This window comes from Pedobacter boryungensis, assembly GCF_013204825.1.
Lineage (GTDB): Bacteria > Bacteroidota > Bacteroidia > Sphingobacteriales > Sphingobacteriaceae > Pedobacter > Pedobacter boryungensis.
Genome location: NZ_JABMKV010000002.1, coordinates 910,624 through 932,057, shown reverse-complemented (window position 1 = coordinate 932,057; position 21,434 = coordinate 910,624). Strand labels below are relative to the sequence as shown.

Genomic DNA, 21,434 nt, shown 5'->3' with positions numbered 1-21,434 from the left:
ATGGCAGTAGTCGAACAAATATTTCCATCGCTTACTTGGCGTATTCGTCATATTGCCATGTATCCCGAGCACCCTTATGATTTTGTAAAACTCGAAAACGATTTCGACGGCATACATTTTGGCATTTATGTAGACTATGAATTATCTGGTGTAGTTTCACTATTTACACAGGGTGATGTTGGTCAGTTTCGTAAACTAGCGGTTTTACCAGATTTGCAAGGAGAAGGTTTGGGCAAGCAATTAATGGAATACTTAATTGATTTCTGTAAAATTCAAAAACTGACAAAACTCTGGTGCAATGCTAGGGTAAATGCGAAAGAATTTTATGTTAAATTTGGCTTCCACGAAACAAATAAAACCTACACAGCAGATGGCTTTGATTTCGTTGTGATGGAGTTAAACTTATAAACGTTTCATCAATGCTCAATTTAGTGCAGCATCTATTTAAACGATAATTAAAATAAAATTATGGCAAAGAAAAAAGAAGAAGATAATAAAAAGAAACACGTACCAGTAGTTACTAAAAAATCTATACAATTTTTCGAGAAATACATCAACAATGCAGCTCCAACTGGTTACGAGTGGGAAGGGCAAAAACTATGGTTAGATTATTTAAAACCTTATGTAGACGAACATTTTATAGATAACTATGGTACCGCTGTTGGTGTAATTAATCCAAAAGCAGCTTACAAAGTAGTTATAGAAGCACATGCTGACGAAATTTCATGGTATGTAAATTACATTACAGCCGATGGTTTAATTTACGTTATCCGCAATGGTGGTTCAGACCATCAAATTGCCCCATCAAAACGCGTAAATATTCATACCGACCAAGGATTAGTCAAAGCTGTTTTCGGTTGGCCAGCAATTCATACACGTCATGGAGAAAAAGAACAAGCACCAGAGCTAAAAAACATCTTTTTAGATTGTGGTTGCACTACTAAAGAAGAAGTAGAAAAACTAGGTATTCATGTAGGATGCGTAATTACTTACGAAGATGAATTTATGATTTTAAACGATCGCTATTATGTAGGTAGAGCATTAGATAACCGTGCAGGTGGTTTTATGATTGCCGAAGTAGCCCGTTTGTTAAAAGAGAACAAGAAAAAACTTCCTTTTGGCTTATATATTGTAAACTCGGTACAAGAAGAAATTGGTTTACGCGGTGCCGAAATGATTGCACAACGCATTAAACCTAATGTTGCTATAGTAACTGATGTAACTCACGACACCACAACACCAATGATTAATAAAATTACACAGGGTGATTTAGCATGCGGCAAAGGACCAGTAGTTTCTTATGCGCCTGCGGTACAAACCAACCTCAATAAATTATTAATTAAAACGGCCGAGAAAAACGATATTCCTTTTCAACGTCAGGCTTCATCTCGTTCTACAGGTACAGATACCGATGCTTTTGCCTATTCAAACGGCGGAGTACCCTCTGCATTAATTTCATTGCCCTTGCGCTATATGCATACCACTGTAGAAATGGTGCATAAAGAAGATGTCGATAATGTAATTAGCTTAATTTACGAAAGCTTATTAAACATTAAAGCAGATCAAGATTTTAGAGAGTTTAAGTAAGAACTAGACAAAGTAGATAAGGGTCTAAGATTAACTTAGACCTTTTTGTTTTTATAACAAACTTGCAGTGCTTAGTTACCAACTCGCTGGTAAGAGGTAAGTCCATTGCGCTGTTTTGAGTTATTTAAACCTGATTGCAGTGAAAATACTTTTTTGTTGCAGATGCTTGGCCTTTGACTTGCCTGATACATATAAAAAAGATTGTAACGCAAAGCAGGACTACGATTCCTATGAAATACTTACTTTCTTTTTCGGAAAATAGTAAACTCTATTAAAAATAAATAGCTTTATAATCAGATAAAAATTAACCCTAAAAACAAAAAGCTCATGAAAAAAATTTTAACCCTCCTTGTATTTTTTATCCTATCTACAAGCGTATGTTTTAGTCAAACAAATACAGAATACAAAAATGCAGTAAAAAAAATGATGGTTGTATCTGGCGCAGAAAACACCTATAAAGTTGTAATTGACCAGATGGTAACTGCTTTTAAGACCCAAAAATCTAATGCACCTGAAGAATTTTGGACAGAAATGGGTACAGAGATGGTTAAAACCTCAATGACCGATTTAGTTGACATGTTGGCTCCTGTATATGAAAAACATTTAACCCTTGCTGATATCAATGAATTAATTGCATTCTATCAATCGCCAATAGGAAAAAAATTTGCCAAAGAAACCCCTTTCATTACTCAAGAATCTATGCAAGTTGGGCAGCAATGGGGCATGAAGCTTGGTCAAAAAATAGTTGATAAATTAAAGGAGAAGTATAATTAATGTAATTCCGAGGTCCTGCTATATGGGTAAAAAAGTCAATTATTTTTAGTTTAACCTATTTTCTTTCTTAAATTAAGCGTACAAACATTTACATTATGAGCGATAAAAAATCATTATACATCGAAAAAATAAAAGCCTCATATGCACCAACGAGTGCATCTATATATTTAGGTGCAGGAATTCTAGATGGCGAGGTATTAGGTGAAGCGGAGGTAAATTTGCCTCTAAGAATGATGAACCGTCATGGTTTAATTGCAGGAGCTACAGGAACAGGTAAAACCAGAACCCTGCAATTGTTAGCCGAGCAACTGTCCGACGCTGGAGTACCAGTTTTTATGTTAGACGTAAAGGGAGATCTTTCTGGTTTAAATCAACCTGGAACTACTAACCCAAAAATTGAAGAAAGAGCCTCACAATTAAACAAACCCTTCTCGCCTAGTGGATTTCCGGTTGAATTATATTCGCTAAGCGGTAAACTGGGTGCACAAATGCGAGCTACCGTAACTGAATTTGGCCCTGTATTGTTAGCCAAAATCTTAGAGCTTAATGATACTCAAACAGGTGTTTTAGCAGTGCTGTTTAAATACGCCGATGATAATAAAATGCCTATTGTAGATTTAAATGACTTAAAAAAACTTTTAGGTTATTTATCTGAAGGAACGGGTGCTTCAGAAATTAAAAGCAGCTACGGCTCTATTTCTACCGCAACTTCGAGCACTATTTTAAGAAAAATTGTAGCGATAGAACAACAAGGTTTAGGTGGCATGTTTGGAGAAACATCTTACGATATTGAGGATCTATTCAATCGTGTAGATGGCAAAGGTGTTATTTCTCTTTTAAATATTTCCGATGTTCAAAATCAGCCCGTTTTATATTCTACGTTTCTGTTAAGTTTATTAGCCGAAATTTATCATGCAATGCCTGAGGCTGGCGATTTGGATAAGCCTAAATTGATTTTCTTTTTTGATGAAGCACACTTGCTGTTTAACGATGCACCGAAAGCATTTTTAGAGCAGGTAAATACCATTATCAGGTTAATTCGCTCTAAAGGAATTGGTGTTTTCTTTTGCACGCAATCGCCAATGGATGTTCCGGAAAGTGTATTGGCGCAGTTAGGAAATAGAGTGCAACATGCTTTGAGAGCATTTACACCTAATGATGTAGATGCATTGAAAAAAACTGTAAATACCTATCCTAAATCCGACTTTTATGAGATTGATAAAGTACTAACTGGGTTAGGTACTGGACAGGCTTTAGTTACAGTATTAAATGAAAAAGGTATTCCAACAGAAGTTGCAGCCACCATGCTTACACCACCAAGAGCTGTAATGGGGCCAATGGCCCCTATAGACTGTGAAAACCTGATGCAAGCTAGTCCCTTGTTTACTAAATACCAGAAAACAATTGATCCTGTAAGTGCTTTTGAAATGTTAACCGATAGAGTAAATAAAAAACTAGCGGAAGATAATGAAGTAAAAGCCGCTGCCGAAGAACAAAAACGTGTAGAAGCTGAAAGCAAACCTAAACCAGGAGAAAAAAGTATTGTAGAACAAGTGATGGGAGCCACAATAACTCGTCAAATTGGGAAAGAAATTGTACGTGGTTTATTTGGGATGCTAACTGGCAAAAAACCAAGGACTGGCGGTAGTTTATTTGGCTTTTAATATTATCTTTAGCCCACTTAAACTACTATTATTTAACAACTATATTATTTAACAACTATATTTTTCAATAGATGAAACCTACTTTATTAATATTAGCGGCTGGTATGGCTAGTCGTTATGGAAGCATGAAACAAATTGATGGTTTTGGACCCAATGGCGAAACCATTATCGATTATTCTATTTACGATGCTATTAAAGCTGGTTTTGGTAAAGTGGTATTTATTATTAAAGAGGAGTTTGTAGATAATTTTAAAGCTATTTTTGACCCTAAACTTAAAGGTAGAATTGAAGTAGACTATGTTTTTCAGAACTTCGATTTAAAACAATTCGGTATTGAAGAGGAAATTTATAGAGAAAAACCTTGGGGTACAGCGCATGCTATTTTATCGGGCAGAAAAGTAGTAAAGGAACCCTTTTGTGTAATTAATGCTGATGATTTTTATGGTTTTGACGCATACGAAAAAATGGTTCATTTTTTAAATGCCGAGGCTACTGATAGTAATTATTCTATTATTGGATATCAGATTGGTAAAACATTATCGGACTTTGGTGCTGTATCACGTGGAGTTTGCAAAGTTGATGCAAGCGGAAATTTAGAAGAGATTATAGAGCGTACCAAAGTTTATGAAAAAGATGGCACTATAGTATATGAGGAGAATGAGAAAGAATATCCGTTAGCCTATGAAACACCCGTTTCTATGAATTTTTGGGGCTTTACTCCTGCTGTTTTCAAGATAACAGAAGATTTATTTAAAGTTTTTGCCCTTGAAAACAAAAATAATCCAAAGGCAGAATTTTTTATTCCATTAATTGGAGAAAATTTAGTTAAAAGCAATACTGCAACTTTTAAAGTGGTGCCAACTTCTAACCAATGGTTTGGTGTTACCTATAAAGAAGATAAGCCCTTTGTGCAAAATAGCATAGATCAGTTAATAAAAGATGGCATGTATCCTGAAAGTTTATGGAGCTAAGTATTGCTAAAGAAATAATAGAAGCTTACGGATTTACAGCGGACAACGTATCTTTACAACAAATAGGTTCGGGACATATTAACCGCACCTATTTACTTTCATCTTTAAAAGACAATAAAAAATATATCCTTCAAAATGTTAATGCAGAGATTTTTAAAGATCCATCTGCTATTGCAAATAACATTAAAATAGTAGCTGATTATTTAAAGACGCATAGTCCAGAATATCTTTTTCCTGCTCCAATTACTACCTTAAATGGCGACTTAATGGCCCATTATAACAATGAGTATTGGCGCTTACTTCCATTTGTAGATAATACATTAGCTTTTGATACTTTAAGCGATACTAAACAAGCTTACGAAGCAGCAAAGCAATTTGGCAAATTAAGTAGACTGTTAAATGAGTTTAATACTTCAGCTTTAACTATTACTATTCCTGGCTTTCATGATTTGGCTTGGCGTTATGAGCAATTCACTTTTGCATTAAACGAAGCTACAATTAATTTAAAAGCCAATCCTAAAGAAATAATTGAAACTGCTTTACATTATCATTTTATAGTAGATTATTTTCGGTCTTTTGAACATAGTAAAGAATTCCCAGATCGTGTAATGCACCACGATACAAAAATTAGTAATGTATTATTAAATGCTTCTACTAATATTGGTGTTTGTGTTATTGATTTGGATACTTTAATGCCAGGTAAATTCATCTCCGATTTGGGAGATATGATCCGCACCTACATTTGTGCTTTTTCTGAAAACGAAACTGATCTTAACAAAGTAAAAATCAGATTACCCTATTTTGAGGCTACTGTTAAAGGTTATTTAGCTGAAATGTCCACCATTTTAACTCCTACGGAAAAGGAATTGATTTTATTTTCAGGGAAATATATTGTTTACATGCAGGCCTTGCGTTTTTTAACTGATTATTTAAATGGAAACATCTATTATCCGATTACATATGCTACACAAAATTTGGATAGAGCAAAGAATCAGTTTAAACTTTTAAGTGAGTTATTTGAAAATGAAAAGATTTTGCAGGGTATAATTGATGAGTGTTTATCTTAAGTTTCTGATATATGTCGCAAGTTAATAAAGAATTAAAGAAAGAATTTCAAATTGAAAGGATGATTCTCTTTACGGATGCTGTTTTTGCTATTGCAATTACACTTCTTATTATAGAGATTAAACCTCCTCATATTCATAAGGGAATGACTGGTATTGACATGTTAAATCAATTGTCTGAATTAATACCCTTATTTGTTGGTTTTATTATTAGTTTCTTTGTGATTGCTATTTACTGGCGCTCACATCATCGGTTATTTTCTTTTATTAAAGATTACGATGATAAATTGATTTGGCTAAACTTTTTCTTTCTTTTCACCATTATATTAATGCCATTTAGTTCAGCTTATTATAGTGAACAAACTATTTATTCGTTGCCCTTTTATTTCTATTGTGCAAATGTTGCGGCAACAGGGCTCTTAAATTATGCTCTATTATCTTACATTATAAAACATAGAGGAAGGATTTCTGAAGGATTTGAAGATCTTAAAACTAGGCAATTAGCTCGTTGGAGAACATTAGTTGTTCCTTCTATTTTTATTATTGGCGCACTCCTAAATTTTTTACTACCTCGGGAAAATCATTTAAACATGTTGAGTAGATTTAGCCCAATGCTAATTTGGCCAGCAATTATGCTCTTAAATAGATACTTCGGTAAAAAGAAAGAATTAGAGTTTATACATAAACCTAGTTTGAAGCGTAAGAAGTAATATCAAACATACAATAATACCAATAAGAAATACAGTTTTAATCTTGCCTCGTATGGCGAACGTCCATAAAAAAAGCGTCACTGAAATTAATCAGCGACGCTTTTTTTATGAACCTAAGAATCACGCCTTAGGACTTTTGACTCAAGACTTATTTCTTCTCGTCGTCTTTTACTTCTTCAAAATCCACATCAGTAACTGTATCGCCACCTTGTTGTGCATCAGCCTGTGGAGCTCCTTCTTGTGGTTGACCATCTTGACCGGCTTTATACATTTCTTCTGAAGCTACGTTCCAAGCATTTTGCAATTCTTCTTGAGCTGCATCAATATCTGCAAAGTTACGAGACAAATGAGCTGCTTTTAATTTCTCTAAACCAGCTTCGATCGGTGCTTTTTTATCATCAGATAATTTATCACCAAACTCTTTTAATTGTTTCTCAGTAGAGAAAATCAAGGCATCAGCACCATTAATTTTATCAGCTTCTTCTTTTTGCTTAGCATCTGCTTCTGCATTAGCTTCAGCTTCTTCTTTCATTTTCTTGATCTCTTCATCAGTTAAACCAGAAGAAGCTTCGATACGGATTTTCTGCTCTTTACCAGTAGCTTTATCTTTAGCACTTACGTGTAAAATACCGTTAGCATCAATGTCAAAAGCAACTTCTACTTGAGGCACGCCACGAGGTGCAGGTGGAATTCCGTCTAAAATGAAGCGACCAATTGTACGGTTTTGAGCAGCCATTGGACGCTCACCTTGTAAAATATGGATTTCTACTGAAGGCTGATTATCAGCAGCTGTAGAGAAAGTTTCTGCTTTTTTAGAAGGGATAGTTGTATTTGCTTCGATCAATTTCGTCATTACACCACCCATAGTTTCAATACCTAAAGAAAGTGGAGTAACATCTAATAACAATACATCTTTAACTTCACCTGTTAAAACACCACCTTGAATAGCAGCACCAATTGCTACAACTTCATCAGGGTTTACACCTTTACTTGGATCTTTACCAAAGAAAGACTTAACAGCATCTTGAATTGCAGGAATACGAGTTGAACCACCTACTAAGATAATTTCGTCGATATCAGTAACTTTTAAACCAGCATTTTTCAAAGCAGATTTACAAGGGTCGATTGTACGTTTAATTAAATCGCCAGCTAATTGCTCAAATTTAGCACGACTTAACGTTCTAACTAAGTGTTTTGGTCCACTAGCATCAGCAGTAATATAAGGTAAGTTAACTTCTGTAGAAGTTGTACTTGATAATTCAATTTTTGCTTTTTCAGCAGCTTCTTTTAAACGTTGTAACGCCATTGGATCTTGACTTAAATCCATTCCGTTTTCGTTTTTAAATTCAGCAGCTAACCAATCAATAATTACGTGGTCAAAGTCATCACCACCTAAGTGTGTATCACCATCAGTAGATTTAACTTCAAAAACTCCATCACCTAATTCTAAAACAGAAACGTCATGCGTACCACCACCACAGTCAAACACAACAATTTTCATGTCTTTGTGTGCTTTATCTAAACCATAAGCTAAAGCAGCTGCAGTTGGTTCGTTAATAATACGCTTTACACTTAAACCAGCAATTTCTCCTGCTTCTTTAGTAGCCTGACGTTGTGCATCATTAAAGTAAGCTGGTACTGTAATAACTGCTTCTGTAACTTCTTGTCCTAAGAAATCTTCAGCAGTTTTCTTCATTTTTTGCAAAATGATAGCAGAAATTTCTTGTGGTGTATATTTACGATCGTCTATTTCTACACGAGGCGTATTGTTATCACCTTTAACTACTTTATAAGGTACTCTAGCAATTTCTTTAGCAACTTCAGCATAACTGCTGCCCATAAAGCGTTTAATAGAATAAATTGTTTTTGTAGGGTTCGTTATCGCCTGACGTTTAGCAGGTTCACCTACTTTACGCTCGCCATTTTCTGCAAAAGCAACAATAGATGGCGTAGTACGCTTACCCTCACTGTTGGCTATAACTACAGGTTCGTTACCTTCCATTACAGAAACGCAAGAGTTTGTTGTTCCTAAGTCTATACCAATTATTTTTCCCATTTTATTATATATTTCTTTAAATTTTTAATGTTTACATGCTTAATAACAAGCAATGTGCCAATTAGGTTTTGGCAGAAATAATAGTAAAAAGCCTGTTAAAATGTAAAAAAGACAAGTAAAAATGGCTGACACGTTGGCAGAAGCCATATTCAAATATTAATGATGACAGTGATTTACGATTTAAGATTGAGCAATCTTTCTAAATGATGGTAATCAATCCCGAAATAAGCTTTGGTCTCTTTAATTTTTTGTAATATCTCTTCTTTATTCTTTGCTACTTTTTCCTTGTGCTTCACTCCTACCACTAACACATTCTTTGGTGTATGCGCATCAGAAATAAACTCGAATACTTTGGTTTTGTAGCCATAATATTCTAAAATTAAAGCCCTAATGCCATCAGTAATCATTTCAGCTTGGCGTTCTAGAAAAATTCCATATTTGGTTAAAAAGGAAACATCATTTTTAACTTTGTTCTTTTCTATTTCTCTTCTAATCTGTTTATGGCAACAAGGAGCGACCACAATTAATTCTGCACCAGCATTTATTCCTTTATAAATTGCATCGTCGGTTGCTGTATCACAAGCATGCAAGGCAATTAATAGATTAATATCTTTTACTTGATAATCTTCAATCGTTCCTTCAACAAAATTTAGTTGATCAAATTTAGATTCTTGAGCAATATCATTACATAACTTTACCAAATCATCTCTAAACTCAACGCCCGTAACATTAGCTTTTAAATTTAGTTGTTGATGTAGATAATCATACAAAGCAAAAGTTAAATATCCTTTACCAGAGCCCATATCAACTACATTTTTTATGGTTCCTGCAGGTAATTCCTTAATTAAAGAACTTAAAATCTCTATATATTGATTAATCTGTTTGTATTTATCTTGTGCATTTTTAAAAACATTTCCTTCTTCATCAGTAATCTTTAACGAATGCAAATAAGCATTTCCCTGGGATTTGATAATGCGTTTTTTCTCTTTATTATGATTCAAATTTGGTTGCAGATTTGTATTTAAATCTCTTTGTCTAATTTTTATTATACCTTTCTTATCATGCTCAATTATTATTTCTTTATTGACAGAAAATAAAGTACAAATCTTAAAATCGTTACTTAATAAATTGTAAATTAAATTAAGTCCATCTTCAATTGCATGGTTTTTAAAAATATCTCTAGTTTTATAACGATAATTAAAAGAAAGCATATCATGCCTCTTGATTTTCACCTTTTTCACATAAAGATTTTTTAATTCTTTATCATTACCCTGATAGTTACCAAGAGAGAGTTTTACAAAGCTGCCATCAGCAATAATTTCCTTTAAAAGATTCCTAAATTTTGCTAATATTTCACTGTTGCTCATAACTTTAGATTAATTTGTTACATCGATTTTATTAAAATAGCAGATGTAACATTTTCATTTGCCAAAATTAAGCTTAAATTAGGATATCGTTAAATTTCTAACCATTTATAATGAGTGACTTTCAAATAAAAAAATCATCTACAGTTTATGACGCCATAATTGTTGGCTCTGGAGCTGGTGGAGGAATGGCAGCATATGTTTTAGCAAATGCAGGACAAAAAGTTTTGATGCTTGAAGCTGGTCAATATTTCGATCCAAGAATTGATGCCCACCAAATGAAATGGCCATGGGAATCTCCCCGTCGCGGTGCTGGAACAACGCGACCTTTTGGAGATTTTGATGCTTCTTACGGTGGCTGGCAATTAGACGGTGAACCTTACACAACTAAAGATAAAACAGAATTCGAATGGTTTAGATCGCGAATGCTAGGTGGACGTACAAACCATTGGGGAAGGATTTCTTTACGAATGGGTCCAATAGATTTTAAACCAACAGATGGTTTAACCGATCCTTGGCCAATTACATATGCTGATGTAAAACCATTTTACGATAAAGTTGATCGTATGATAGGAATTTATGGAACTGTAGAAGGAATAGAAAATGAGCCTGATGGGATTTTCATGAAGCCACCTAAACCAAGACTTAATGAACTTTTTATTAAAAAAGGTGCAGAAAAAGCTGGTGTTCAAGTAATTACAGGTCGTGGTGCAGTTATGACTGAAGAAATTAAAGGAAATAAAGATCGTGCACCTTGTTTTTACTGTGGCCAATGTGGAAGAAGTTGCAAAGTGTACGGTGATTTTTCTGCATCCTCATGTTTGGTCATTCCGGCAGTAAATACTGGTAATTTAACTGTAATTACTGACGCTATGGTTAGAGAGGTAATTACAGATAAAGATGGTACAGCAAAAGGTGTATCTTACGTAAATAGAAAAGATTTACAAGAATATCAAGTAAATGGAAAGTTAATTATTTTAGGTGCTAGTGCTTGCGAATCAGCTAGAATTTTACTGAATTCAAAATCGTCACAACATCCAAATGGCTTAGCAAATAATAGCGGAGTAGTTGGAAAATACTTGCATGATTCTACTGGTGCAAGCGTTTCAGGTTTTCTTCCTCAATTATTAGATAGAAAAAGATATAATGAAGATGGTGTGGGTAGTGTTCACATTTACTCTCCGTGGTGGTTAGATAATAAAAAATTAGATTTCCCTCGTGGCTACCATATCGAATATGGTGGTGGAATGCGAATGCCTTCTTATGGTTTTGGTGGAGGAGTACCAACTCAAAATGGAATGGTTCCAGATAGAAATGGTAAAATGAAAGAAGCTGGCGGGTATGGTTCGGCCTTAAAAGATGATTATCGTCGTTTTTACGGTACAGGCGTTGGCATGGCTGGTCGTGGAACTGCAATTGCCAGAGAAGATAATTATTGTGAAATTGATCCTAACGTAGTTGATAAATATGGGATTCCAGTGTTAAGATTCCATTACAAATGGGCAAAAGAAGAAATTTTGCAAGCTAAGCATATGCAAGAAACCTTCTTATCAATAATGAAGGAAATGGGTGCAGTTGTAACTTCCAAAATTGAAGGTCCAGAAACAAATTATGGATTAGAAGCACCTGGTAAAATCATTCACGAAGTTGGAACAATTCGAATGGGAGATGACCCTAAAAAATCAGCATTAAATAAATATTGTCAGGCACACGATTGTAAGAATTTATTTGTGGTAGATGCTGGTCCATTTGTACAACAAGGTGATAAAAATGCAACATGGACTATTCTTGCACTAGCCATGAGAACAGCAGAATATATTTTAGCAGAAAAGAAAAAACAAAATATTTAATCATGAATAGACGCGATTCCTTAAAAGCGATTGGCCTTACGGCATTAAGTACAACTGTACTGATCGAAGCATGTAAACAACCTGGCACAAATACTGAGACTTCAGCAGAGGACAATTCAAAAGAAGCAGGACGAGAGCAATGGGAAAGAGATAGAGATAAAAAATTAAAATCAGAAACATTTTTCACTAAGCATGAAATGGCTACTATAACTGTTTTGGCTGATATAATTATCCCGAAAGATAGTGTTTCAGGAAGTGCCTCTGAGGCAAAAGTCCCAGAATTTATTGAATTTATTGTAAAGGATATGCCAGAGCATCAAATACCAATGCGTGGTGGTTTAAAATGGTTGGATATTCAATGTTTCAATAGATATGAAAAACCTTTTATAGAAGCTTCTTCAAAAGAACAGATTAGTATAATTGATGAAATTGCCTATCCATCAAAAGCTAAACCAGAAATGCAAGCTGGTGTTGCTTTTTTTAATAGAATGAGAAGTCTTACTGCTTCTGGTTTTTACACTACTGAAATGGGTGTTAAAGATATTGGATACGTGGGCAATGTTCCAAATCAATGGACAGGGGTTCCAGCTGACGTTTTAAAACAATATGGAATGGAAAATATAAAAATATAACAATTTTGTATTTCAACAAAAAACCCTCTTGACGTAAAATCAAGAGGGTTTTATATTTTAGTTAAGTTTTAACTATGCTTTTGGAGTTTCTTCATCAGCATTTGCTTCTGGAGTAGCTTCTTCAGTTGCAGGGGTTTCTTCAACAGCCGGAACTGCTTCTTCAACAACTTCAGCCTCTTCAACTACAGCTTCAGCTTTTGGAGCTTTTGCCTCAGTAGCAGGCGCAGCAGCCTTAGCCGATTTGCTTCTACCTCTACGTGTAGTTTTCTTCTCTGCAGCTGCAGTATCTTGACCGTAAACTTCGTTATAATCGACTAACTCAATTAATGCCATTTCAGCATTATCACCTAAACGATTGTTTAATTTGATAATACGAGTATAACCACCTGGACGATTAGCAACTTTCGCAGCTACATCACGAAACAATTCAGTTACTGTTTCTTTATCTTGCAAGTAAGAGAATACAATACGACGAGAATGTGTAGTATCGTTTTTAGATTTTGTAATGATTGGCTCAACATACACACGTAAAGCTTTTGCTTTCGCTAAAGTAGTTGAAATTCTCTTGTGCTTAATTAATGATGAAGCCATGTTAGCCAACATCGCTTTTCTGTGCGATGTAGTTCTACCTAAATGGTTGTGTTTTTTACCGTGTCTCATTTTTTGTTTTGTAAAGTGTATACCGTCTCTTTGAACTTAATCTGAGGGAATTATACACAGTGAATATTTAATTAATATTATATTCCGAGCCTCAAGTACAATTTCACAACTGCAAACTTAAAACTGAAAACTGTTTTTATTCTTCGTCTAACTTGAATTTAGAAAGGTTCATTCCAAACGATAATTGTTTAGATTTTACCAATTCTTGAATTTCAGTTAAAGATTTTTTACCGAAGTTTCTGAATTTTAACATATCAGCAACATCGTAAGAAACTAAATCAGCTAAAGTACGAATATCCGCTGCTTTTAAGCAGTTTAAAGCACGAACTGAAAGATCTAAATCTACCAATTCTGTTTTAAGGATTTTACGCATGTGTAAAATTTCCTCATCAACTTCTTTAGTTTCTTCTTTAGCTTGAGATTCTAAAACTAAATTCTCATCAGAGAATAACATAAAGTGTTGAATCAAAATTTTAGCTGCTTCTTTTAAAGCTTCTTCTGGATGGATAGATCCATCAGTAGAAATATCTAAAATTAATTTCTCGTAATCTGTTTTTTGCTCAACACGATAGTTCTCAATCGTGTATTTTACATTTTTCATTGGAGTGAAAATCGAGTCAATTGCAATTACGCCAACTACTGTATCAGTAATTTTATTCTCTTCAGCTGGAACATAACCACGTCCTTTATTAATAGTTAATTCTACTTCTAAAGTAACTGATTTCTCCATGTTACAGATTACAAAATCAGGGTTTAAAACCTCAAAATTGTTAGAGAATTTTGTAATATCACCAGCTAAGAATTGATCTTGACCGTTTACAATGATGAAAACTTTTTCTGAATCTCCAGAGTCGCCTACTTTTTTAAAACGAACTTGTTTTAAGTTTAGGATAATTTCTGTTAAATCTTCTACAACACCTTTCATGGTAGAAAATTCGTGAGAAACGCCTGAAAAACGAATACTTGTAATAGCAAAACCTTCTAAAGAAGAAAGTAAAATTCTTCTTAAGGCGTTACCAATTGTTACACCGAAACCGGGCTCTAAAGGACGAAATTCAAATTGACCATCGAAATCAGTTGACTTCTGCATGATTACCTTATCGGGTTTCTGAAATGCTAAAATTGCCATTTATAATGTTTTTAGATCGTTATTAATTTTGTGTAACGTAAAAAAGTTAAAGCCATTAAGGCTTTAACTAAATTTATTACTTCGAGTACAACTCGACGATTAAATTCTCTTTAATGTTTTCTGGGATCTCATCACGGTTAGGATAAGCTAAAAACTTACCTGTTAACTCGCTTGCATTCCAATCTAACCAATTAAATTTATTGATCATTCTTCCTGCTACAGAATTTGTAATTGCTTCTAATGATTTAGATTTATCACGTACTGCAATAACGTCACCAGCTCTTAATTGATATGATGGAATATTTACTACCTCGCCATTAACAGTTACATGTTTGTGGCTAACCAATTGACGTGCACCTGAACGAGTTGGAGCAATACCTAATCTATAAACGGTATTATCTAAACGTGCCTCTAATAATTGCAATAAATTATCACCAGTGATACCTTCGCGAGATGAAGCTTTAGTAAATAAGTTACGGAATTGTTTTTCTAATACACCATAAGTATATTTTACTTTTTGCTTTTCCATTAACTGAACTGCGTACTCAGATTGCTTTCCTCTTCTTTTTGAAGCGCCATGTTGACCTGGAGGATAGTTTTTTCTGTCTAATACTTTATCAGGGCCAAAAATTGGCTCTCTGAACTTACGGGCTATTTTGGACTTTGGTCCTGTATATCTTGCCATTGTTGTTTTTGATTTTAAAGTATCTTCCCAACTTAAATCGGGAGACTCTTAGCTTTAAAAATGATTAATTAAACTCTTCTTTTCTTAGGAGGACGACATCCATTGTGTGGAAGCGGAGTGATATCTTTAATAGAAGTCACTTCGATACCTGCAACTTGCAAAGTTCTGATTGCAGACTCACGGCCTGAGCCTGGACCTTTAACAAATACTTCTACTTTACGTAGACCTAAATCAAATGCTACTTTACCGCAATCAGATGCAGCTTGACCAGCAGCATATGGAGTGTTCTTTTTTGAACCCTTAAATCCCATTTTACCTGCAGACGACCATGAAATAGTTTGACCGTTGTTGTTTGTTAAAGTAACAATGATGTTGTTGAACGTAGCATTGATGTGTGCCTGACCTACAGACTCAATTACAACAATACGTTTTTTGGTAACTTTTTTACTTTTAGCCATTTTGCTTTAATTATCAGTTAGTGAATTACTTGATTAACGAATAATCAGGACCCATTAACTATTTTAATTTATTTATTCCAAGAAACCTTACGGTCACTTATCAGTTATTATTTAGTAGCTTTTTTCTTATTAGCAACCGTTTTTCTCTTTCCTTTACGAGTACGAGAATTGTTTTTCGTACGTTGACCACGAACAGGTAAACCTTTTCTGTGACGTAAACCACGGTAACAACCGATATCCATTAAACGTTTGATGTTCAATTGAACTTCTGAACGCAATGCACCTTCTACTTTAATACCATCGTTAATGATTGTACGGATAGCAGATAATTCATCATCTGACCAATCTTGTACTTTTTTGTTGAAATCGATACCTGCTTCAGTTAAAATATTCTGAGCAGTAGTTTTACCTATTCCGTAGATATAGGTTAATCCGATCTCACCTCTTTTGTTTCTTGGTAAATCAATACCTGAAATCCTTGCCATATTTATTTGTTGTTTTTAAGTAATTCCGAACGGCGGGCCACCGTTGTGCGGTACATTACAATATTTTTTAATTACCCTTGACGTTGTTTGTATTTAGGATTTTTCTTGTTAATCACGTAAAGTTTTCCTTTACGGCGAATAATCTTACAATCAGCGCTACGTTTTTTAATTGATGACCTAACTTTCATTATAATATTTATTTATATCTATAAGTGATCCTACCCTTTGATAAATCGTAAGGTGACATCTCTAATTTAACTTTATCTCCAGGTAAAATTTTGATGTAGTGCATCCTCATTTTTCCTGAAATATGAGCAATAATCTCATGACCATTTTCAAGTTCAACTCGAAACATGGCATTCGATAATGCTTCTCTTATTACTCCGTCTTGTTCAATTGAGGCTTGTTTAGCCATATTATATTGATTTTTACTTAATTAGCTGCTACTAAACAGGGTTGCAAAATTAAATAAAAATTTTTAATTTTTTACTTTTTTTCTTTTAAAACTTCTTCAATAAGTGAAAAGGTCGATAAAACATCTGCTTTCCCCTTTTTGATTGCAACCGTATGTTCAAAATGTGCTGAAGGTTTATTATCCTTAGTTGTTACTGTCCATCCATCAGACCAAAATTTCACTGCAGCTGTTCCTGCATTAATCATTGGTTCAATGGCAATGACCATACCTTCTTCCAACTTAATTCCGCTGCCTCTTTTACCATAATTAGGTACCTCTGGTTTTTCATGCAGCTTTACCCCAACACCATGTCCAACAAGTTCTCTAACTACCCCATAGCCATTATTCTCTGCATGGTTTTGTACAGCAAAAGCTATATCACCAATCCGCATACCAACAACCGCTTTCTCTATAGCTAAGCTTAAACACTCTTGAGTTACCTTGGTTAGCTTTTGCTTTTCAGCATCAACCTCGCCAATAGAAAATGTGTAAGCAGAATCTCCGAAGAAATTATTTTTGATTACACCGCAATCAACAGAAATTAAATCTCCCTCTTTGATTACATATTCATTTGGAAAACCATGTACAACTTGCTCATTAGGTGATATACATAATGAATTAGGAAAACCCCCATAGTTTAAAAAAGCTGGTATTGCACCGTGATCTTTAATAAACTCAAAAGCCAACTTATCTAACGCAAGTGTTGTAACTCCAGGCGCAATGACCTTAGCTACTTCAGCCAATGTTTTTGAAACAAGTAAAGAACTTTCTCTTATTAATTCTATCTCCTCCGGAGATTTATAATAAATTTTTGACATGTTATTTTTTACAGCACAGCATTGCTACCGCCTGCTGCAGGAATTCCTGTACGACCAGTAACTCTACCTGTTTTCATTAATCCATCGTAATGACGCATTAATAGATAACTTTCAATTTGTTGCAAAGTATCTAATACTACACCTACTAAAATTAATAGAGAAGTACCTCCAAAGAAATGAGCAAATTCTTGTTGTATTCCAACTTTAACCGCAAATGAAGGAAGAATAGCAATAATAGCTAAGAACAACGATCCAGGGAAAGTAATCTTAGAAATTACATCATCTATAAAAGAAGACGTAGCTAAACCTGGTTTAATACCAGGAATAAATCCACCATTCTTTTTCATATCATCAGACATTTGAGTTGGATTAACTGTAATTGCCGTATAAAAGAAGGTAAATGCAATGATTAAAAATGCAAAAGTTAAGCTGTATGTTAATGAAGTGATATCAGTATACTGATGCAACCAACTATCTGTCAATTTAGGGAATAAACCAATTAAAGCGTTAGGAATAAACATTAATGCTTGCGCAAAAATGATTGGCATAACACCAGCTGCATTTACTTTTAATGGAATATATTGTCTTACACCACCAACTTGTCTGTTACCAACAATTCTTTTAGCATACTGTACAGGCACTTTACGCACACCCTGCACAATAAGAATAGTGAACATCACAACAGCAAATAAAGCAACTATTTCCAGCACAAGCATAATCATACCGCCTTCATTACCAGTAAACCTTGATTCAATCTCTTGTTTCAATGCTAACGGCAAACGAGCAATAATACCCACCATAATAATTAATGATGTACCATTACCTATACCTTTATCGGTTATTTTCTCTCCTAACCACATTACAAATAACGTTCCTGCAGTTAAAACAAATCCAGAAAGCACATAGAACATAGTATGATCTATCAATATGGCCTCTAAAGGAACTTGTGTTTTAACATACCCAACAGCTTGAACCGCTGTAATAGCTACAGTTAAGTAACGAGTAATTTGAGTTAATTTTTTTCTGCCACTCTCACCTTCTTTTTGCATTTTTTGGAAAGAAGGAACTGCAATACCTAATAACTGAACAACGATAGATGCTGAGATATATGGCATTACACCTAATGCAAGAATTGATACTTTAGAAAAAGCACCACCTGCAAACATATCTAACAAACCTAAAATGCCTGTTTTTTGAGTATTCACCAACTGAGCTGGGTCTACGCCTGGTAGAACCACTTGACAAACGAACCTGTAAATAACAAGAATCATTAGCGTAAAAAGAATACGCTCTTTTAATTCTTGTATTTTCCAAATATTACTGAAAGTAGTAAATAGCTTCTTCATTAATTACAATTTTACGATTGAGCCTCCAGCAGCTTCGATGGCTTTTTGTGCAGTTGCAGAAAAAGCGTGAGCTGTAACTTCTAATTTAGCTTTAACTTCACCACGACCTAAGATTTTTACTAAGTCATTTTTTGAAGCTAAACCATGCTCTTGGATAGCAGCAAAATCTATACTAGTTAAATTGAATTTCTCTGCTAAACCTTGTAATACGTCTAAGTTAACACCAACATATTCAGTACGATTGATAGGTTTGAAACCTACTTTAGGTACACGACGTTGCAATGGCATTTGACCACCTTCAAAACCAATTTTAGTTGAGTGACCAGAACGTGAACCAGCTCCTTTATGACCACGAGTAGATGTACCACCACGACCAGAACCTTGACCACGACCAATTCTTTTAATTTTTTTAATAGACCCTTTTGCAGGTTTTAAATTACTTAAGTTCATTTTTAAACTTGTTGTGTTGCCCTTCGCTTTCACTAATCAGGGACAACGGTAAATAAATAATTATTGAAATAAAAATGATTGAATGATAGAATAGCTATGCATTCCGTCATTCAATCAGTCTTTAATTCTTAGATAGTCTCAATAGCTACTAAGTGATTAACTTTTCTTACCATCCCAATAATGGCAGCGTTAGCCTCAACTTCTACACTTTGGTTCATTTTAGTTAAACCTAAAGCTTTCATCGTTCTTTTTTGGCGTTCGCTTCTATCGATAATGCTTTTTACTTGGGTAATTTTAATTTTAGCCATGATATTATCCGTTAAAAACTTTATTTAAATCTACACCACGGTGCTGAGCTACTGTATAAGCATCACGCATTTTAGTTAAAGCATCTACTGTTGCTTTTACCACGTTGTGTGGATTTGATGAACCTTTTGACTTTGCTAATACGTTATGTATACCAGCACTTTCTAATACTGCACGCATTGCACCACCAGCAATTACTCCGGTACCTACTGCAGCTGGTTTGATTAAAACAAAACCTCCAGAGAATTTACCGATTTGCTCGTGAGGAACAGTACCGTGCAAAATTGGAACTTTAACTAAGTTCTTTTTTGCATCATCAATTCCTTTAGCAATAGCTTCAGTAACCTCTTTGGCCTTACCTAAACCATAACCAACAACCCCTTGCTCATCTCCAACAACCACAATGGCTGAGAAGCTGAAAGTACGACCACCTTTGGTTACTTTGGCAACACGTTGTATGCTAACTAAACGATCTTTCAATTCGATTTCGCTAGTCTTAACTCTTTTTATATTGATAGTTGACATCTTATCCTATTTCTTAGATTAAAATACTAAACCAGCTTCGCGAGCACCCTCTGCCAACGATTTAACACGACCATGGTATAAGTAACCATTTCTGTCAAAAACAACTTCTTTAACACCAGCTGCGATTGCTTTTTCGGCAACTAATTTGCCTACTGCTACAGACTGATCAGATTTGTTTCCTTTACCAGTAAAATCTTTAGATAAAGAAGATGCTGAAACTATAGTATTACCAGTTACATCGTTAATGATTTGAGCATAAATACCTTTATTGCTTCTATAAACTGATAAACGTGGACGGCTCTCAGATCCAGTAAGTCTTTTTCTGATACCTTTTTTGATACGATCTCTACGAGATAATTTTTTTCCTGCCATTTTAATTATTTTTTAGAAGCTGATTTACCTGCTTTTCTTCTTAACACTTCACCAACAAACTTGATACCTTTACCTTTATATGGCTCTGGTGCACGTAACGAACGGATTTTTGCTGCTACTTGACCTATCAATTGTTTATCAATACTCTCTAAAATAATTTTAGGAGTCTGACCTTTTTCAGATGTGGTGGTTACTTTAATCTCTTGTGGCAATTGGAATACATAGTGGTGAGAATAACCTAAAACTAGATCCAAAGTATTACCTTGGTTAGTAGCACGGTAACCCACACCCACTAATTCTTGTTCTATTTTATAACCTTCTGTAACACCAACAACCATGTTGTTAATTAAAGAACGATATAACCCGTGAAGGGCTTTATGTCTTTTTTGTTCAGTTGGACGACTAACAGTTAAAACATTATCTTCTTGCTTAACTATAATATCTGTATCTACTTGTTGAGATAACTCTCCTTTTGGACCTTTAACGGTTACTAAATTATCATTAGAAACAGTTATAGTTACACCAGCAGGTACGTTAATTGGATTTTTTCCTATTCTTGACATTGTGCTATCCTCCTTTAATTAATAAACGTGACACAATACCTCACCACCAATATTTAATTTGGCTGCTTCTTTATCGGTCATTACACCTTTAGAAGTAGATAAGATTGCTATACCTAAACCATTTAATACTCTTGGCATGTTTTCTACACCAGCATATTGACGTAAACCTGGTTTACTAATACGAGTTAACGTACGGATAGCCGAGATTTTAGTAATTGCATTGTACTTTAAAGCGATTTTAATTACGCCTTGAGCATTCGTGTCTTCAAACTTGTAGTTTGCGATGTAACCTTTGTCAAAAAGAACTTTTGTAATTTCTTTTTTAAGGTTTGATGCAGGAATTTCTACAATTCTGTGATTAGCTTTGATAGCATTTCTCACTCGTGTCAGATAATCTGCGATTGGATCTGTATTCATTATTATTTATTTGTGATAGTGGTATCCTTTTTGCCACCTGACTTTGGGACCTGCTATCGGTTAAAATTCTATTTTTAGCTATATATATAATGAG

General features: G+C 34.5%; 26 protein-coding genes. 9 read left to right on the top strand and 17 right to left on the bottom strand.

Going from position 1 to position 21,434, the window contains the following annotated elements; translation table 11 throughout:
- From HQN85_RS10740 to HQN85_RS10710, 7 genes are all read left to right on the top strand, one after another.
- Positions 1–408 (top strand): GNAT family N-acetyltransferase, encoded by a 408-nt coding sequence (locus HQN85_RS10740; protein WP_173272006.1) that lies wholly within the window; start codon positions 1–3, stop codon positions 406–408.
- 60 nt (positions 409–468) lie between these two features.
- Positions 469–1,587, top strand: a complete 1,119-nt coding sequence (locus tag HQN85_RS10735) for a M42 family metallopeptidase (RefSeq protein ID WP_173272004.1) — start codon at positions 469–471, stop codon at positions 1,585–1,587.
- A gap of 327 nt (positions 1,588–1,914) precedes the next feature.
- Positions 1,915–2,361 (top strand): DUF2059 domain-containing protein, encoded by a 447-nt coding sequence (locus HQN85_RS10730; protein WP_173272002.1) that lies wholly within the window; start codon positions 1,915–1,917, stop codon positions 2,359–2,361.
- Between the two features lie 95 nt (positions 2,362–2,456).
- Entirely contained in the window at positions 2,457–4,025 is a 1,569-nt protein-coding gene (locus HQN85_RS10725) for a helicase HerA-like domain-containing protein (protein WP_173271999.1), read from the top strand.
- 71 nt (positions 4,026–4,096) lie between these two features.
- Positions 4,097–4,996 carry a nucleotidyltransferase family protein gene (locus tag HQN85_RS10720; protein ID WP_173271997.1) on the top strand — a complete coding sequence of 300 codons (900 nt, stop codon included), beginning with the start codon at positions 4,097–4,099 and terminating at the stop codon, positions 4,994–4,996.
- Positions 4,987–6,063 (top strand): phosphotransferase enzyme family protein, encoded by a 1,077-nt coding sequence (locus HQN85_RS10715; RefSeq protein ID WP_173271995.1) that lies wholly within the window; start codon positions 4,987–4,989, stop codon positions 6,061–6,063. Before HQN85_RS10720 ends, HQN85_RS10715 begins: the two co-directional genes overlap by 10 nt.
- An 11-nt stretch (positions 6,064–6,074) precedes the next feature.
- A complete protein-coding gene (locus tag HQN85_RS10710) occupies positions 6,075–6,770 on the top strand; it encodes a TMEM175 family protein (RefSeq protein ID WP_173271993.1) in 696 nt (231 codons plus the stop codon).
- Positions 6,771–6,918: 148 nt separating this feature from the next.
- On the opposite strand, the gene dnaK is transcribed toward HQN85_RS10710, so the two are convergent.
- Entirely contained in the window at positions 6,919–8,826 is a 1,908-nt protein-coding gene (dnaK, locus tag HQN85_RS10705) for a molecular chaperone DnaK (protein WP_173271990.1), read from the bottom strand.
- 173 nt (positions 8,827–8,999) lie between these two features.
- Complete coding sequence (locus HQN85_RS10700) at positions 9,000–10,193, bottom strand: class I SAM-dependent methyltransferase (RefSeq protein ID WP_173271988.1); 1,194 nt, start codon at positions 10,191–10,193, stop codon at positions 9,000–9,002.
- Positions 10,194–10,303: 110 nt separating this feature from the next.
- On the opposite strand from HQN85_RS10700, the gene HQN85_RS10695 reads away from it, so the two are divergent.
- Together HQN85_RS10695 and HQN85_RS10690 are read left to right on the top strand one after the other, a co-directional pair.
- Positions 10,304–12,040, top strand: a complete 1,737-nt coding sequence (locus tag HQN85_RS10695; protein WP_173271986.1) for a GMC oxidoreductase — start codon at positions 10,304–10,306, stop codon at positions 12,038–12,040.
- 2 nt (positions 12,041–12,042) lie between these two features.
- Positions 12,043–12,672 (top strand): gluconate 2-dehydrogenase subunit 3 family protein, encoded by a 630-nt coding sequence (locus HQN85_RS10690; RefSeq protein ID WP_173271984.1) that lies wholly within the window; start codon positions 12,043–12,045, stop codon positions 12,670–12,672.
- Between the two features lie 72 nt (positions 12,673–12,744).
- On the opposite strand, the gene rplQ is transcribed toward HQN85_RS10690, so the two are convergent.
- The 15 genes from rplQ to rpsH form a co-directional block, all read right to left on the bottom strand.
- Positions 12,745–13,332 (bottom strand): 50S ribosomal protein L17, encoded by a 588-nt coding sequence (gene rplQ, locus HQN85_RS10685; protein ID WP_173271982.1) that lies wholly within the window; start codon positions 13,330–13,332, stop codon positions 12,745–12,747.
- A gap of 136 nt (positions 13,333–13,468) precedes the next feature.
- Positions 13,469–14,461: a DNA-directed RNA polymerase subunit alpha gene (locus tag HQN85_RS10680; RefSeq protein ID WP_090992908.1), complete on the bottom strand. Its 993-nt coding sequence runs from the start codon at positions 14,459–14,461 to the stop codon at positions 13,469–13,471.
- 76 nt (positions 14,462–14,537) lie between these two features.
- Positions 14,538–15,146, bottom strand: coding sequence for a 30S ribosomal protein S4 (rpsD, locus tag HQN85_RS10675; protein WP_173271980.1), 609 nt, complete (start codon positions 15,144–15,146; stop codon positions 14,538–14,540).
- A 68-nt stretch (positions 15,147–15,214) separates the two neighbouring features.
- Entirely contained in the window at positions 15,215–15,604 is a 390-nt protein-coding gene (gene rpsK / locus HQN85_RS10670; protein ID WP_025145207.1) for a 30S ribosomal protein S11, read from the bottom strand.
- 107 nt (positions 15,605–15,711) lie between these two features.
- Positions 15,712–16,089, bottom strand: a complete 378-nt coding sequence (gene rpsM / locus HQN85_RS10665; protein ID WP_173271978.1) for a 30S ribosomal protein S13 — start codon at positions 16,087–16,089, stop codon at positions 15,712–15,714.
- Positions 16,090–16,160: 71 nt separating this feature from the next.
- On the bottom strand, positions 16,161–16,277 hold the full coding sequence (gene rpmJ, locus HQN85_RS10660) for a 50S ribosomal protein L36 (protein ID WP_010599887.1): 117 nt from the start codon (positions 16,275–16,277) through the stop codon (positions 16,161–16,163).
- Between the two features lie 8 nt (positions 16,278–16,285).
- Positions 16,286–16,504 (bottom strand): translation initiation factor IF-1, encoded by a 219-nt coding sequence (gene infA / locus HQN85_RS10655; protein WP_008244555.1) that lies wholly within the window; start codon positions 16,502–16,504, stop codon positions 16,286–16,288.
- 71 nt (positions 16,505–16,575) lie between these two features.
- Positions 16,576–17,361: a type I methionyl aminopeptidase gene (gene map / locus HQN85_RS10650; protein ID WP_173271975.1), complete on the bottom strand. Its 786-nt coding sequence runs from the start codon at positions 17,359–17,361 to the stop codon at positions 16,576–16,578.
- Positions 17,362–17,369: 8 nt separating this feature from the next.
- Positions 17,370–18,707 (bottom strand): preprotein translocase subunit SecY, encoded by a 1,338-nt coding sequence (gene secY / locus HQN85_RS10645; RefSeq protein WP_173271973.1) that lies wholly within the window; start codon positions 18,705–18,707, stop codon positions 17,370–17,372.
- Between the two features lie 3 nt (positions 18,708–18,710).
- The gene (rplO, locus tag HQN85_RS10640) at positions 18,711–19,157 is read right to left on the bottom strand and encodes a 50S ribosomal protein L15 (protein WP_173271971.1); all 447 of its coding nucleotides are present in this window, start codon (positions 19,155–19,157) and stop codon (positions 18,711–18,713) included.
- Between the two features lie 128 nt (positions 19,158–19,285).
- Positions 19,286–19,465 carry a 50S ribosomal protein L30 gene (rpmD, locus tag HQN85_RS10635; RefSeq protein WP_055130467.1) on the bottom strand — a complete coding sequence of 60 codons (180 nt, stop codon included), beginning with the start codon at positions 19,463–19,465 and terminating at the stop codon, positions 19,286–19,288.
- A 4-nt stretch (positions 19,466–19,469) separates the two neighbouring features.
- Entirely contained in the window at positions 19,470–19,988 is a 519-nt protein-coding gene (gene rpsE / locus HQN85_RS10630) for a 30S ribosomal protein S5 (RefSeq protein WP_055130468.1), read from the bottom strand.
- An 18-nt stretch (positions 19,989–20,006) separates the two neighbouring features.
- Positions 20,007–20,360, bottom strand: a complete 354-nt coding sequence (rplR, locus tag HQN85_RS10625) for a 50S ribosomal protein L18 (protein WP_173271969.1) — start codon at positions 20,358–20,360, stop codon at positions 20,007–20,009.
- 5 nt (positions 20,361–20,365) lie between these two features.
- Positions 20,366–20,923 carry a 50S ribosomal protein L6 gene (rplF, locus tag HQN85_RS10620; RefSeq protein ID WP_173271967.1) on the bottom strand — a complete coding sequence of 186 codons (558 nt, stop codon included), beginning with the start codon at positions 20,921–20,923 and terminating at the stop codon, positions 20,366–20,368.
- An 18-nt stretch (positions 20,924–20,941) separates the two neighbouring features.
- The gene (gene rpsH / locus HQN85_RS10615) at positions 20,942–21,340 is read right to left on the bottom strand and encodes a 30S ribosomal protein S8 (protein WP_055130471.1); all 399 of its coding nucleotides are present in this window, start codon (positions 21,338–21,340) and stop codon (positions 20,942–20,944) included.
- Positions 21,341–21,434 lie beyond the last annotated feature (94 nt).